Here is a 13536-nt window from a genome sequence, read left to right as displayed (position 1 = left end):
TTTTTACCAATTTTATGGCAACAGATAAAGAAAAAGAAGCGAAATTAAAAGCGCTTCAACTCACTCTAGATAAATTAGATAAGTCTTACGGAAAAGGAACTGTAATGAAATTAGGAGATAAAGTAATCGACGATGTAGATGCGATTTCTTCTGGTTCTTTAGGGTTAGATTTAGCGTTAGGTGTTGGAGGATATCCTAGAGGAAGAATTATTGAAATATACGGACCAGAATCTTCTGGTAAAACAACCTTAACTATACATGCAATTGCTGAAGCTCAAAAAGCTGGTGGAATTGCAGCATTTATTGATGCAGAACATGCTTTCGATCGTTTTTATGCTGAAAGTTTAGGAGTAGATGTTGATAACTTAATTATATCGCAACCAGATCATGGTGAACAAGCATTAGAAATTGCTGATAACTTAATTCGTTCTGGAGCTATTGATATTGTTGTTGTCGATTCTGTAGCAGCTTTGACACCAAAATCTGAGATTGAAGGTGAAATGGGTGATTCTAAAATGGGATTACATGCACGTTTAATGTCTCAAGCATTACGTAAGTTAACAGCTACTATCAGTAAAACTAACTGTACAGTAATCTTTATTAACCAGTTACGTGAGAAGATTGGTGTAATGTTCGGAAATCCAGAAACTACAACGGGTGGTAATGCATTAAAATTCTATGCTTCTGTTCGTTTAGATATTCGTAGAAGAACACAAATTAAAGACGGAGATCGTGTTATTGGTAACAGTACTAAAGTAAAAATTGTTAAAAACAAAGTAGCACCACCATTCCAAACTGCAGAATTTGATATTATGTACGGATTAGGAATTTCTAAAGTTGGTGAAATTTTAGATATCGGTGTAGAACTTGGTATTGTTAAAAAGAGTGGATCTTGGTTTAGTTATGGAGACACAAAATTAGGTCAGGGTAGAGATGCTGTTAAAAACCTAATTAAAGACAATCCAGAATTAATGGAAGAATTAGAAACTAAAATTAAAGAAGCTATCGATAACCAAGAATAGTTCGTTTCTAAAATAAAATTATATCTAAAAGCAATTGAGTCAATCAATTGCTTTTTTTGTATCTTAAAATGTCAATTGTCAATTTAGGACAAAAGCGCTGACTATTTTCAATACTACATTTGCCATATGGAAACAAAAGAATTCTATAAACAACGGTTGCAACAAGTAGTTTCCTACATAAGAACTCAATACAATCAGAAAATTTCTATCACAGAATTAGAACAATTATCGAGTTTCTCATACAGAAATTTACAGAGAGTATTTAAAGCATTTTATAGTGAAACTATAGGAGCTTATGTAACAAGATTGAAGGTAGAAAACGCAGCAAAAATATTAGTGTATTCACAAAAAGAAATAAAACTGATCGCCGAAGAAGTTGGATATTCAGATGTATTTTCTTTCAGTAAAGCATTTAAAAAACACTTTGGTATTTCGCCTTCAAAGTATAGAAATAAAAAAGAAGAATTATTTAAGAAAAGCGAAAAAATAACAGAAGAAATTATGCCTTTTTTTGAGGAAAGAATTACTGTTTTACCAGAGAAAAGAGTCTTATATACTACCTTTAAAGGTGATTATTATAGTACTGATTTAGATAGTATTTGGGATAATTTTATTGAACAATCAGAAAGATTAGGAGTTGATGTAAATACAGCTGAATCTTTTGGAATTATTTGGGATGAACCTATTATATCAGAAAAATTAAGCTATCATTACGATGCTTGTTTGGTTATAGATGATTTAGAATTGGTAAACTCTAAATTCAATACTAAAGGAATACCATCTGAAACTTATGCAGTTTTTGAACACATAGGCTCTTACAAAACTATAGCCGATACTTACGATAAGATATTTACGAAATGGTTATTCACAACTTCTTATGAAATCACAGAAAAGCCATTTTTAGAATTCTACATTCTTCATGAAGGAAATACATCGAATGAAGCAGATTATAAAACAGAAATTTTTATACCAATTAAAGGCTGATTAAAAATCAGTTTTAAAAATGAATAAAATGAAAATTATAGTACTCATTTTAAGTTTAATATTAGGTTCACAATCGTGTTCAAAAAGAGAATCTATAAGTATTACCGCTAGCAATCAAAAGTTATATTTTAATGGTAAAATTTATACGGTTAATGAAAGTCAACCTTGGGCAGAAGCAATGATTATTGAAAAAAATAAAATTGTTTTTGTTGGATCGAATTCAGAAGCTAGAAATGCTTTGGATAATGCTGTTGAAGAAATAGATTTAAAAGGGAAATTAGTATTACCAGGTTTTCACGATGTTCACATGCATCCAATGGAAGTAGGAGCAACGAGTACAACATTTACATTAGATGAAAATGAAGAAGATATAAACAATTATTTACCCATAATTAAGCAAGCTTCACAAGAACAGATAGATAATGATTGGCTAATAGGTTTTGGTCATTCTATAAATACACTTTTAACATCAGAAGAAAGTCCGTTGCTACTTTTAGATGAAATTGTACCAAATAGGCCGGTAATTATTATGGAACATACATCACATTCGATGTGGGTAAATTCTAAAGCCTTAGAACTTGCAGATTTTACAGATTCAAGTGAAAATCCAACTGGAGGAATTCTTATGAAAGAAGCAGGAAAACTAAATGGAATTTTAATTGATAATGCTGGAGATATTGTTTTTCAAATAGCTCAAAAATCTTTAGAAAATAGTAATAATGAATACGATGGAATGGTAAATTATGTATTACCAGAACTTGCTAAAAATGGAATTACATCTGTATCAGATGCAAGAACATATTGGAAGAGAAATCAACATAAAGTTTGGCAACAATTAGCAGAAGATAAAATGTTAACTGCTCGTTTTAATTTAGGACTTTGGGCGTATCCTGAAGCCGATGACGATGCTCAAATTACTAGTTTAAAGTCATTATTTAGTAACAATAAGAATAGCTTATTAAAGATCAATCAAATTAAGTTGTATTCAGATGGAATTACCCACAATACAACAGCTGCTTTACACACAGATTATCATGTAGATTACTTTAATAAAACTACAAACAATGGACTGAATTATTTTTCTGAAAATAGAATAGCAAAATATATTAGAGAACTAGAAGGTGTTGGATTTGATTTTCATATTCATGCCATAGGAAATAGAGGAGTTCATGAAGCTATAAATGCAATAGAAAATGCTAGTAATTTAGAAAATCGTCATCGATTGACTCATGTTGAAATGGTAGATAGTGAAGATATTACACGATTTAAACAATTAAATATTACTGCAGATGCGCAAGTAGCAGGTGAATTTACAAAACCTGAATTCTGGCAAGAAAATGTAGAATTGGTAGGAACAACATTAGCGAATAACTTAGTTCCGATAAAATCTCTTACAGATGCTAACGTTCGATTGACATTAAGTAGCGATTGGAATGTAAGTACATTAAATCCTTTTGTAGGAATTCAAAATGCAGTAACACGTAATCCGCAAAATATTTCATTAGAAGAAGCTATTAAAGGCTATACAATTAACGGTGCTTATGTTATGCGACAAGAAAATGAAGTTGGTTCTTTAGAAGTAGGAAAATTGGCAGATTTTATCGTTGTAGATCAGAATATTTTTACGATTCCAACAAATCAGATAAACCAAACAAAAGTGATTAGAACTGTTTTTAATGGAAATGAAATTTATAAAAAATAAACACTGAATAGTTTTCTGTGAAATTCGATAATAGTTGTAGTTTAACTACAGCTGTTTTTTTATTTTTAAAAGAAAAAAGTGATTACAGTAAGCGAGCAAATAAGTTTAGTTCCTATAACTTCAAATGATACTTCAATTTTGTTTGATTTAATGAAAGAAGTATATCCTCAAGCCTATGATTATTTCTGGGAAGATGCTGGTAATTGGTATATAAACAGTCAGTATTCTGAAGAAAATATAGTAAAAGAGTTAGCAGAGCTAAATTCAGATTATTACTTTGTAGTCGTTGATGGAGAAAAAGTTGGTAATTTTAAAGTGAATTGGAATAGTGAATTAGAAAATTTTACTGAGAAAAGAAAAGCAGTAAAATTACATCGAATTTACTTACATTCTAAAACACAAGGTAAAGGTGTTGGAAAGCAATTATTATTGTGGTTAGAAAATGAAGCAAAGAAAAAACAATATGAAATGATTTGGTTAGATGCTATGGATGAAAAACCACAAGCTTTTGAGTTTTATAAAAAACTAGGTTATCAATACCATTCACATTGCTTTTTACCTTTTGATTTATTGCATGATAAATACAGAAAAATGAGTCAGGTGTATAAAATATTGAATTAAACTCCAGTACTTCCAAATCCACCAGCACCTCTTTCAGTTTCATCTAATACAGAAACTTCTTGCCAGTTTACACGTTCGTGTTTAGCTATTACTAATTGTGCAATTCGCTCACCATCGTTCACTGTAAATTCATCATTAGAAAGATTTACTAAAATCACTCCAATTTCACCTCTATAATCTGCATCTACAGTTCCAGGAGAATTTAATACAGTAATTCCTTTTTTAGCTGCAAGTCCACTTCTAGGACGAACCTGAGCTTCATATCCTTGAGGTAAAGCAATAAACAATCCTGTTTTAATAATAGCTCTTTCTAAAGGCTTTAAAATTACAGGTTCATTTAAATTAGCTCTTAAATCCATTCCTGCAGAACCTTCAGTTTCATACGTAGGAATTTGATGCTTTGATTTGTTAATTATTTCAACGTTCATTTCACATTTTTTAGCGTTTCAAAGATAAATAATACTTACAATTCCTTACTAGATTATAGTTTTATTAATTTAGCATTATAAAACAAACAACAAAGATGAGCGAATTTGAAAAAATAGCAGTTCTTGGTGGAGGAAGTTGGGCAACTGCAATAGTAAAAATGTTGTCCGAAAATACAGCCAAAATTGGTTGGTATATGAGAAGCGTTTATGCAATAGAACATATCAAAAGAAATAAGCATAATCCTAATTATTTAAGCTCTGCAGAATTGCACCCTGAACAATTAGATTTAACAAACGATATCAACGAGTTAGTTGAGAATTACGATGTACTTATTTTTGCGATTCCTTCTGCTTTTTTAAATTCTGAATTAGAAAAATTAACAGCATCATTAGATAATAAAATCATTTTTTCAGCGATTAAAGGTATTGTTCCAGAAACAGGATTAATTGTTGGAGAGCATTTTCATAAAAATTATAATGTTTCTTACGAAAATATTGGAGTTATAGCTGGACCATGTCATGCTGAAGAGGTTGCGATGGAGCGTTTATCGTATTTAACGATTGCTTCTCAAGATCAAAGAAAAGCAAAAGAACTTAGTAAATGTATCAAAGGAAGATATATTAAAACTAAAGTGTCTGATGATATTTTCGGTACAGAATATTCTGCCATGTTAAAGAATATTTATGCTATTGCGGCTGGTATTGCACATGGTTTAGGATATGGAGATAATTTTCAGTCTGTATTAATGAGTAATGCCATTCGTGAAATGAAACGATATATTAAAAAAGTACATCGTATGAAGCGAAACATTAATAATTCTGCTTATTTAGGAGATTTGTTAGTGACTGGTTATTCGGTATTTAGTAGAAACAGAATGTTCGGAAATATGATTGGAAAAGGATATACTGTAAAGTCTGCAATGTTAGAAATGAATATGGTTGCTGAAGGCTATTACGCGACAAAAAGTGCTTACAAGATAAATGAAGAAAATGGTGCTAAAACACCAATTATAGATGCCATTTACAGCATTTTGTATGGGAAAAAAGAGGCGAAAGAAGTGTTTGAGAAACTAACAAATATGTTAGATTAACTTTTCAAGTTAAAAGTATAAAAACCCTTCAAATAATACCTACAAAATGAAATCAAACATCATCTAACGCCCTAAATTTTTCACGACACAAAAGTAAATTAAAAAAAAAATCTAGCGGCATAAAAAAGTTATTAAATATTTTATAAAAAGTTAAATAAAAATTAACAAAATTTAATATTTTTACAACAACTAGTATAATTTTAAACATCGATGAAAACAATTCAAGAAGCTGTTGAAATTACTATAAGAAAAACTCCTTTTATAGAAGAAGCCCTTAACGAAAAGCTAATCAACGTATCATCACTCGCCAGGTTAATATTACCTGAAGTAGCTCAACAATTAAAGAAAGAAGTGAAAGTAGGTGCAGTTATGATGGCAATTAATAGATTGTCACCTGCAAATGAGTTACGTATCCGTAAGAATATAAAGAAGTTAGCGCTAGATTTAGGTGATGTAATTGTACGTTCAGACTTATGTGATTTTACTTTTAAAAATACTTCAACATTATTTAAAAGAATAGCAACTATCTTAGGCGAAGCCTCAGAAAACAACGATTTATTTTTAACAATATCTCAAGGTATTTTTGAAACAAATATTGTAGCAAGTAAAACTTTACAACCGTTAATTAAAGAAACTTTTGAAAAAGAAGTTTTAATTAACAATGTAAACGATTTAGCATCTATAACGATTAAACTTCCGAAAGAAAACTTAGAACAGTCAGGTATTTATTACTTTATCTTAAAACAGTTTGCTTGGGCAAATATTGCTGTTCAAGAAGTTATTTCTACTACTCATGAAATGACTATAGTAGTGAAAGAACAAGATGTTAATGAGACATTTTCAATCCTGATGGATTTAAAACTAAGCTAAAATTTTATGCAAAAACAAGATCCGTTTGCATCTTTACGAATAAGAGAATTCAATATTTTTTTGTTAGTAAGGTTTGTATTAGTTTTTGGATGGTCAATGCAATTTCTTATTTTAGAATATGAGATTTATGAAATCACTAATTCTAAACTAGCTATAGGAATTATTGGTTTAATGGAAGTTATTCCAGCTGTTTCAATGGCTTTATTTGCAGGACATGTAGTAGATCAAAAAGAAAAAAGAAATTTACTAGCAATATGTATTGCACTTTTTTCACTAATAAGTTTAGGGTTATATTTTCTTACTTCCGATTATTATACAAAAGGCTGGAGTTATAATGCAGTTTTATATTCAATTTATGCACTAGTATTTTTTGGAGGTTTATTGCGTTCTTTCTTCGGACCAACTATTTTTTCTTTGGTAGCATTAATTGTTCCAAAGAAACTATATACGAATGCTGCTACTTGGAATAGTTCAACTTGGCAACTAGCTAAAATTTTAGGTGTTTCATTTGGTGGTTTTTCGATAAGTTTATTTGGAGTTGATTCTTCTCTATTAATCGTATTTTCACTTGTAGCTCTATCTTTAGTCTTATTATTGTTTATAAAGAAAAAGCCTATTTTAAATAAAAAGATTGGAGAACCTATTTTTGAAAGTTTAAAAGAAGGAATTCAATTTGTTAAAAATTCCAAAGTAATTCTAGGTGCTTTAACTTTAGATATGATTTCTGTTCTTTTCGGTGGAGCAGTGGCTTTACTTCCTGTTTTTGCTAAAGATATTTTAAAAGTAGGACCTGAAGGTTTTGGTTTTTTAAGCGCTGCACCAGCTGTGGGAGCTTTTTTAACAATGTTAATTACAGCTTATATTCCAGTTAGCAAAAATGCTGGAAAGAAGCTTTTAGTAGCCATTTTTGGTTTTGGTATTTGTATACTAGTTTTTGGTTTATCAACTAGTTTTTGGTTATCTCTTGTAGCTCTATTTTTTAGTGGAGTTACAGATGGAATATCTATGGTAATCAGACAAACGATTTTACAATTAAAAACACCAGATCATATGCGAGGTAGAGTAGCATCTGTAAATTCAATATTTGTAGGTTCTTCAAACGAATTAGGAGCTTTTGAAAGTGGATTAACAGCTAAATTAATGGGAACTGTTACTGCAGTTGTTTTTGGAGGAACTATGACGTTATTAACAGTAATAACTACAGCAATAAAAAATCCAACCTTAAGAAGGCTGGATTTAACTAAAGATATGCAAGAACAAGAAGAAAAAAGTTAGTTCACTATTTTCGACCAGTTCTCATCTGCTTTTTTTCTTAATTTGTTTGGATCTTCTTTTAACCAAGCTTTTAAAGTGTTGGTTCTCCAAGAATTATAGAATAGATATAATTTTCCATCTCTAATTTCAAAAGTCTTAGGATTAATATCTACTTTTTCGCCATTTACTCCAACTGCATAAGCACAGTAACCTCCGTATTGAGGCATATATTTAGCAGGATTACTTTTGAAAATATTTAAATTTTCTTCAGAAGAAAATCTATATGTTGCATTTTCATATGCTGTGCTAAATTTCTTTTTTCCTTTAATGGCTTCATTACCAAAATAAGCCACAACATCGTAACCTTTTGCAACAACTCCTTTTTTAGTATTCAAATGTGAAGTTTGACTAAAAGCTGTAGTCGCAACAAAAAGTAAAGCAAGTAAAAAACGACCCATTATTTATCTAAATTTTTAATTTCTTCCCAGTTTTTATCTCCTTTAACTTGAAGTGCTTTGGTATCTCCTTCTTGCCAATCTTTCAGTTTATTAGCGAAAAAAGAATTGTAAAAAAGATATAATTTTCCATCTCTTATTTCATATACTTCAGGATCTACACCCATTTTTATTTTCTTTTCAGCAACTGCATAAGCACAGTATCCGCCATATTGAGGAACATACTTATCAGGATCACTTGTAAATTCTTTTAAACTTTCTTCATTAGAAAAATAATATGTTTTTCCATTAAGATCTGTAGTGAATGTTTCACTTCCTTTTACAGGAGTTTCACTTTTAAAATAAGAAACTACATCGTAACCCCCAACAGCTACTTTATCATCTGTTTTTGAACATTGATAAAAAAGGGTAGATGCAAAAATTGCAACTAGATAGAAGATTGTTTTTTTCATCGGTATATGATTTTAAATCAGTATATAAATATATTTATTAGTCTCTAAAAAACCATTAAATTACAACCACGAATATCAGAATTATCAAAACGACCAATGATTTCGAAAGAATTGTCGTCGTATATTTTTCCTAAATCTTGCGTGGCAATAAAAGAACAAGAGTTATAATTTGCTAAGTCAATAACATTAATTCCTCCTGTTTTGTTGTTATTTTCTATAGTTAAAGGATCTTCGGTATCTCGAGTTAATACTTTCATCCAAGGCGGACAATTAAATATTCCGTTTCCTGTTGAATATCCTTGACTTAATAATTCTGTCATTCCATATTCAGAATGAATTTCTCTCGTACCAAATCCTTGTTTTAAAATACTATGAAGCTCTTTTCTAATTAGTTCTTTTCTTCTTCCTTTCATTCCACCAGTTTCCATAACAATCGTATTTTTTAGATTGAATGAATAGGCTTCAACAAGATCTAATAAAGCAAAAGAAACACCTATTAAGAGTACTTTTTTTCCTTGATTATCGAGGGTTTTCAATTTTGTAGCAAGTTCATCTAAATTATGTAAATAAAAACCACTATCAGAATTCTTAGATTTTTGAATAAGATCGTTAACCATATAAATTAACGAAGATCCTTTTCGCTCTAAATAATTTGGTAATAAAGCTAAAACAACATAATCTTCGATGTTTCCATAAAAATGTTTGAAACCAGCTAAATAACTTTTTTCATACAAAGAAAGATCGGTAACATAATGCTTACTAGTAATGCTACCGGTAGTTCCAGAACTACTAAAAACTTCTTGTACTGCATTAGTAGTACTTAAAATTTGATGTGATTTAAAAAATTGAATAGGTAAAAACGGAATTTGTTGTATTTCTTTTACATCGCTAGGATGTATGTATAACAAATCACAAAATGACCGATACACGGGATTATTTTCAAATTGATGTGAAAAAGTTTGAAAAGCTTTTTCTTCAAATTCGCTATCTGAACTAATATGTGTGAAACAATTTTTCATAATTAAAACAAAAATACAAGATACTAACGCAACCATTTTAGAAAAGTGACATCTTTTAAGTGAATCATGTGAGTTAAATCACAAATTTGTTAATAGTTAAATTATGAAAAGGGTATTTTACAGTCTAATCATTAGTCTTTCTTTATTCGCTTGTTCAAAACAAGAATATCATACGGATAAATACGCGATTAATCCATTGGAGAATTTGGAATGGTTAAAACAGAAAAAGGAAAATTTTGAAAGACTAATGAATTCTGTAAAAGTAGAGATACTACTATTTAAGTATCTTGAAGAGAGAGTTTATGTAATTAATGATTGTGTGAATTGTACTGATGCGTTAACAAAAGTGTACAATGAAAGAGGAGAAGTAATATGCGAATTTGGTGGAATAGCAGGAGTAAATACTTGTCCAGATTTTCAAGATAATGCACAATTTTTAGGTGTATTATGGCGAAATTATAATCAGCTTTTAATTGATAATACAAGATACGAAAACACAAGTTCAGATAATTATACAATTACAGATGTATCTATAGAAAATAACATACTAACAATTAATATTAGTTCATCGGGTTGTAGTGGAGATCTTTGGATTATCAATCTGATAGATTCTGGTGAAGTTTCAGAATCGTTTCCTCCAAAACGAAATTTAAGATTAGAACTTATTAATAACGAAGCTTGTTTGGCTGTTTTTAGTAGAGAAATTCAATTTAATCTTACTGAATTAAGAGTTACAGATGCAAATCAGATTTTACTTCAATTAGAAAATTGGGATCAAGAAATAAACTATAATTACTAAAGAAGAAATGAAAAAAAGAATGTACTTAAACTTAATGTTAGTCTTAACATTAATACTAACAACTGTTGGTTGTAGTGAAGATGAATTTGAAAATTCATTAGAAGGAACATGGAATGTAGTAGGTTTACAAGGAGGTTTAGCTCAAGGTATAACTTATGATAAAGGAGATATAATTTGGAATATTAGTTTTAAAACCAATACCATTACAATTGTTAACAGTATAGAAACGCCAACAACACAAAACTTTAGTCATAATCATTCAGGAGTTTATAGTTTTACTATAGAAACTGATACTAACGGATATGAAGTTTTAGTTGTAGGAGAACGAAGAGGATATATTAAATTTGAAGAAGAAGCATTATTAATAGATTATGGAATTGCTTTCGATGATATAGCCTATACATTAGTAAGATAAAAAAAGAGAAATATGAAAAATTTAAAAATTATTACAATCGCATTGTTAGCCTTTATGTCTTGTTCAGATAATACTTCAGATTTAGAAGAAGATCAAGAATTATTAAAGCAAAAATTTGAAGAAATTGAAGCATTAGCAAAAAGTAAATCTTGTGAAAATGCAAACGATTGGGCTTTTACTGCATACGGAGCAAAACCTTGTGGAGGTCCTTGGGGATATATTGCATATCCTACTACAATTGATGTTAGTGATTTTTTAGAAAAAGTAGCAGCTTACAACGAACTTAATAAAGAGATTAATAAGAAGAGCGGAGCAATTTCAGATTGTAGTCTAATTGCACAACCGGTAGATGTTGCTTGTGAAAACGGATCACCTGTTTTAATTTACAATACAATTAAATAAAGAGAACAACAATAGTCGAATAAAATTACTGGTTGTACTATCAAAATAAACGAACTCATAGAACAATGTAAGCAGCAGAACTTACAAGCTCAGTCTCAGGTTTATCAAATCTTTGCAGGGAAACTTTTTGCCCTAAGCTTAAAGTACTGTAGAAACTATCAAGATGCAGAAGATGTGCTTCAAGATAGTTTTCTAAAAGCGTTTGATAAAATACATCAGTATAAAAATAAAGGTTCTTTCGAAGGTTGGTTACGAAGAGTTGTGATTACTACTGCACTTCAAAAATATAAAGACAAAACACAGCTATATATTGTTAAAGAAGAAATAGAAATAAAGGATGAAGAAGAGGTAAGCTTAGATGATAGCAATATCAATTTAGATGTATTATTAAGTTTAATACAAGAATTACCCGACAGATATCGTTTAGTGTTCAACTTATATGTGTTAGATAATTTTTCACATAAAGAAATTGCAGATTTGCTAAATATTTCTGAAGGAACATCGAAATCTAATTTATCTAGAGCAAAGAAAATTCTGAAAAGTAAAATAGAAGCGTATCAGTTAAAACTAGAAAAGGCATAATGATGGAAGATAAAAATATAGATAGACTGTTTCAAGAAAACCTAAAGGATTTTGAAGTTATTCCAGATCCTAAAATATGGCAGAATATCGAAGATAAACTTTCTAAGAAAAAAAAGAAAAGAGTACTACCATTTTGGTGGTTATCTTCTGGTGTTGCTGCAATTTTATTAATAACATTACTAATTACAAATCCTTTTAAAGAAAGTACAGATCCAAATCTTATAATTCCTATTACAGAAGAAAATTCTAATAGAAATACAGTTGAAACTAAAACAATTCAAATAGATATAGATACTACAAACACGAATCTAAAAACTAATACTAATAAAGTAGAGGAAGCTGTAGCTTCTGAGTTCGTAAAGAAAGAGCCCATAAAGAACAAATCAGTAATACAAGAAGAAAGAATTACTATAGCTAAAGCAGTAAAAAAACGAAATAAGAGCATTATAAATAGTAAAATTGTAAATACTAATAAGAACTCTAAAAACGATAAAAAAGAGCTTAAAAAAGGTATAATTAAAGAAAATGATAAGACTTTAATAGCAAAGAATAATATACCAGAATCAAAAAACAAAAAGATAAATAAAAAGAAAAAAGAAGATATCAATGCAATTGCTGCATTAGTAGAAGAGGATAAAGAAAAGGAGAACAATGCAGAAAAAGCAAAGAAAAAATGGAGTGTTACCCCTGTTGTAGGTTTACTAGCTTCAAGTGCTTTTTCTGGAGGTTCTCCGATTGACGAAAGATTAAATCAAAATTCAATTTCTACGGATGGAACATTAGCTTACGGAATGAAAGTATCGTATCAATTAAACGATAAATGGTCATTACGAACAGGAGTTCAGTTTCAAAAGAATGTAATTAATACCGAAAATGTAGGTTTAGTTTCTACAATTGCATCAAGTAACAATTTGTCAGCTGTTAATTTTAGTATTAACGACAGATTTACGTTTTTAAGTTTAGAACCAGGAGATGCAAATTCAGTAAATTCACCAACATCTTTAAGTCCAGGAATACGAGTAGAAGAGGGGAGTTTAGCACAGACTTACAGTTATTTTGAAGTTCCTGTTGAGGTACAATATCTTTTTTACGAATCAAAAAGTGTAAAAACACAGTTAGTAACAGGATTCAGTACTTTGTTTTTAAATGAAAATTCGATAGCCTTAAATTCTAGTGTTTTTAATCAAGATATAGGAGAGGCTAATAACTTAAATTCTTTAAACTTTAGCGGAAACTTAGGAATTAATATTGATGTTCAATTGTCAAAACATTTGAACTTAAATTTAAATCCGATGTTAAAGGCTCAGCTGAACACTTTTTCAGGAAACTCAAACGGATTTACTCCTTTCATTTTCGGAATCTATTCTGGTGTAACCTTTGATTTTTAAAAGAATATAAATATCCGTTTCATGTGGAACATGTAATATAGAAGTATAGTTA

16 protein-coding genes are annotated in these 13536 nt (G+C 29.7%); 12 read left to right on the top strand and 4 right to left on the bottom strand.

The features are described from left to right. Window positions 1-14 precede the first annotated feature (14 nt). The 4 genes from recA to Q1A15_RS03910 all read left to right on the top strand — a co-directional run bounded on the left by recA (window position 15) and on the right by Q1A15_RS03910 (window position 4329). On the top strand, window positions 15-1022 hold the full coding sequence (gene recA / locus Q1A15_RS03925; RefSeq protein ID WP_299619074.1) for a recombinase RecA: 1008 nt from the start codon (window positions 15-17) through the stop codon (window positions 1020-1022). A 126-nt stretch (window positions 1023-1148) separates the two neighbouring features. Then, on the top strand, window positions 1149-2006 hold the full coding sequence (locus Q1A15_RS03920; RefSeq protein WP_299619071.1) for an AraC family transcriptional regulator: 858 nt from the start codon (window positions 1149-1151) through the stop codon (window positions 2004-2006). Window positions 2007-2034: 28 nt separating this feature from the next. Further along, window positions 2035-3708: an amidohydrolase gene (locus Q1A15_RS03915; protein WP_299619068.1), complete on the top strand. Its 1674-nt coding sequence runs from the start codon at window positions 2035-2037 to the stop codon at window positions 3706-3708. 78 nt (window positions 3709-3786) lie between these two features. Continuing rightward, complete coding sequence (locus Q1A15_RS03910) at window positions 3787-4329, top strand: GNAT family N-acetyltransferase (RefSeq protein WP_299619065.1); 543 nt, start codon at window positions 3787-3789, stop codon at window positions 4327-4329. Here the strand turns inward: Q1A15_RS03910 and dut are convergent. Beyond that, the gene (gene dut / locus Q1A15_RS03905; RefSeq protein ID WP_299619061.1) at window positions 4326-4757 is read right to left on the bottom strand and encodes a dUTP diphosphatase; all 432 of its coding nucleotides are present in this window, start codon (window positions 4755-4757) and stop codon (window positions 4326-4328) included. The genes Q1A15_RS03910 and dut overlap by 4 nt on opposite strands. A 95-nt stretch (window positions 4758-4852) precedes the next feature. On the opposite strand from dut, the gene Q1A15_RS03900 reads away from it, so the two are divergent. The 3 genes from Q1A15_RS03900 (at window position 4853) to Q1A15_RS03890 (ending at window position 7993) form a co-directional block, all read left to right on the top strand. After that, window positions 4853-5848, top strand: a complete 996-nt coding sequence (locus Q1A15_RS03900) for an NAD(P)H-dependent glycerol-3-phosphate dehydrogenase (protein WP_299619058.1) — start codon at window positions 4853-4855, stop codon at window positions 5846-5848. A 210-nt stretch (window positions 5849-6058) separates the two neighbouring features. Next, entirely contained in the window at window positions 6059-6718 is a 660-nt protein-coding gene (locus tag Q1A15_RS03895; protein ID WP_299619055.1) for a hypothetical protein, read from the top strand. Window positions 6719-6724: 6 nt separating this feature from the next. After that, a complete protein-coding gene (locus Q1A15_RS03890) occupies window positions 6725-7993 on the top strand; it encodes an MFS transporter (protein ID WP_299619053.1) in 1269 nt (422 codons plus the stop codon). Here Q1A15_RS03890 and Q1A15_RS03885 read toward each other — a convergent pair. The 3 genes from Q1A15_RS03885 to Q1A15_RS03875 are packed head-to-tail and all read right to left on the bottom strand — an operon-like array spanning window position 7990 to window position 9898. Next, on the bottom strand, window positions 7990-8430 hold the full coding sequence (locus Q1A15_RS03885; protein WP_299619051.1) for a YHS domain-containing (seleno)protein: 441 nt from the start codon (window positions 8428-8430) through the stop codon (window positions 7990-7992). The two genes, Q1A15_RS03890 and Q1A15_RS03885, sit on opposite strands and share 4 nt — an antisense overlap. After that, the gene (locus tag Q1A15_RS03880) at window positions 8430-8879 is read right to left on the bottom strand and encodes a YHS domain-containing (seleno)protein (protein WP_299619049.1); all 450 of its coding nucleotides are present in this window, start codon (window positions 8877-8879) and stop codon (window positions 8430-8432) included. The genes Q1A15_RS03885 and Q1A15_RS03880 overlap by 1 nt, the downstream gene beginning before the upstream one ends. A 44-nt stretch (window positions 8880-8923) precedes the next feature. After that, window positions 8924-9898, bottom strand: a complete 975-nt coding sequence (locus tag Q1A15_RS03875; protein WP_299619045.1) for an acyl transferase — start codon at window positions 9896-9898, stop codon at window positions 8924-8926. Window positions 9899-10001: 103 nt separating this feature from the next. On the opposite strand from Q1A15_RS03875, the gene Q1A15_RS03870 reads away from it, so the two are divergent. The 5 genes from Q1A15_RS03870 to Q1A15_RS03850 are packed head-to-tail and all read left to right on the top strand — an operon-like array spanning window position 10002 to window position 13484. Beyond that, window positions 10002-10697, top strand: a complete 696-nt coding sequence (locus Q1A15_RS03870; RefSeq protein WP_299619042.1) for a hypothetical protein — start codon at window positions 10002-10004, stop codon at window positions 10695-10697. Window positions 10698-10704: 7 nt separating this feature from the next. Beyond that, complete coding sequence (locus Q1A15_RS03865) at window positions 10705-11112, top strand: hypothetical protein (RefSeq protein WP_299619039.1); 408 nt, start codon at window positions 10705-10707, stop codon at window positions 11110-11112. 12 nt (window positions 11113-11124) lie between these two features. Continuing rightward, window positions 11125-11514, top strand: a complete 390-nt coding sequence (locus Q1A15_RS03860; protein ID WP_299619037.1) for a hypothetical protein — start codon at window positions 11125-11127, stop codon at window positions 11512-11514. A 24-nt stretch (window positions 11515-11538) separates the two neighbouring features. Next, entirely contained in the window at window positions 11539-12096 is a 558-nt protein-coding gene (locus tag Q1A15_RS03855; RefSeq protein WP_363322666.1) for an RNA polymerase sigma factor, read from the top strand. Next, a complete protein-coding gene (locus tag Q1A15_RS03850) occupies window positions 12096-13484 on the top strand; it encodes an outer membrane beta-barrel protein (RefSeq protein WP_299619034.1) in 1389 nt (462 codons plus the stop codon). The genes Q1A15_RS03855 and Q1A15_RS03850 overlap by 1 nt, the downstream gene beginning before the upstream one ends. The last annotated feature ends 52 nt before the right edge of the window (window positions 13485-13536 follow it).

This window comes from uncultured Tenacibaculum sp. (assembly GCF_947495995.1).
Lineage (GTDB): Bacteria > Bacteroidota > Bacteroidia > Flavobacteriales > Flavobacteriaceae > Polaribacter.
The sequence above is the reverse complement of the archived record's forward strand: the minus strand, read 5'-3'. Positions and strand labels throughout refer to the sequence as shown.

Excerpts from the sequence above, each read along its gene's own strand:
- Q1A15_RS03860 (WP_299619037.1), top strand. The coding sequence starts at position 11,125 with ATGAAAAATTTAAAAATTATTACAATCGCATTGTTAGCCTTTATGTCT.
- Q1A15_RS03875 (WP_299619045.1), bottom strand. The coding sequence starts at position 9,898 with ATGAAAAATTGTTTCACACATATTAGTTCAGATAGCGAATTTGAAGAA.
- Q1A15_RS03885 (WP_299619051.1), bottom strand. The coding sequence starts at position 8,430 with ATGGGTCGTTTTTTACTTGCTTTACTTTTTGTTGCGACTACAGCTTTT.
- Q1A15_RS03865 (WP_299619039.1), top strand. The coding sequence starts at position 10,705 with ATGAAAAAAAGAATGTACTTAAACTTAATGTTAGTCTTAACATTAATA.
- Q1A15_RS03920 (WP_299619071.1), top strand. The coding sequence starts at position 1,149 with ATGGAAACAAAAGAATTCTATAAACAACGGTTGCAACAAGTAGTTTCC.
- Q1A15_RS03900 (WP_299619058.1), top strand. The coding sequence starts at position 4,853 with ATGAGCGAATTTGAAAAAATAGCAGTTCTTGGTGGAGGAAGTTGGGCA.
- Q1A15_RS03870 (WP_299619042.1), top strand. The coding sequence starts at position 10,002 with ATGAAAAGGGTATTTTACAGTCTAATCATTAGTCTTTCTTTATTCGCT.
- Q1A15_RS03895 (WP_299619055.1), top strand. The coding sequence starts at position 6,059 with ATGAAAACAATTCAAGAAGCTGTTGAAATTACTATAAGAAAAACTCCT.
- Q1A15_RS03880 (WP_299619049.1), bottom strand. The coding sequence starts at position 8,879 with ATGAAAAAAACAATCTTCTATCTAGTTGCAATTTTTGCATCTACCCTT.
- recA (WP_299619074.1), top strand. The coding sequence starts at position 15 with ATGGCAACAGATAAAGAAAAAGAAGCGAAATTAAAAGCGCTTCAACTC.
- Q1A15_RS03890 (WP_299619053.1), top strand. The coding sequence starts at position 6,725 with ATGCAAAAACAAGATCCGTTTGCATCTTTACGAATAAGAGAATTCAAT.
- Q1A15_RS03915 (WP_299619068.1), top strand. The coding sequence starts at position 2,035 with ATGAAAATTATAGTACTCATTTTAAGTTTAATATTAGGTTCACAATCG.
- dut (WP_299619061.1), bottom strand. The coding sequence starts at position 4,757 with ATGAACGTTGAAATAATTAACAAATCAAAGCATCAAATTCCTACGTAT.
- Q1A15_RS03850 (WP_299619034.1), top strand. The coding sequence starts at position 12,096 with ATGATGGAAGATAAAAATATAGATAGACTGTTTCAAGAAAACCTAAAG.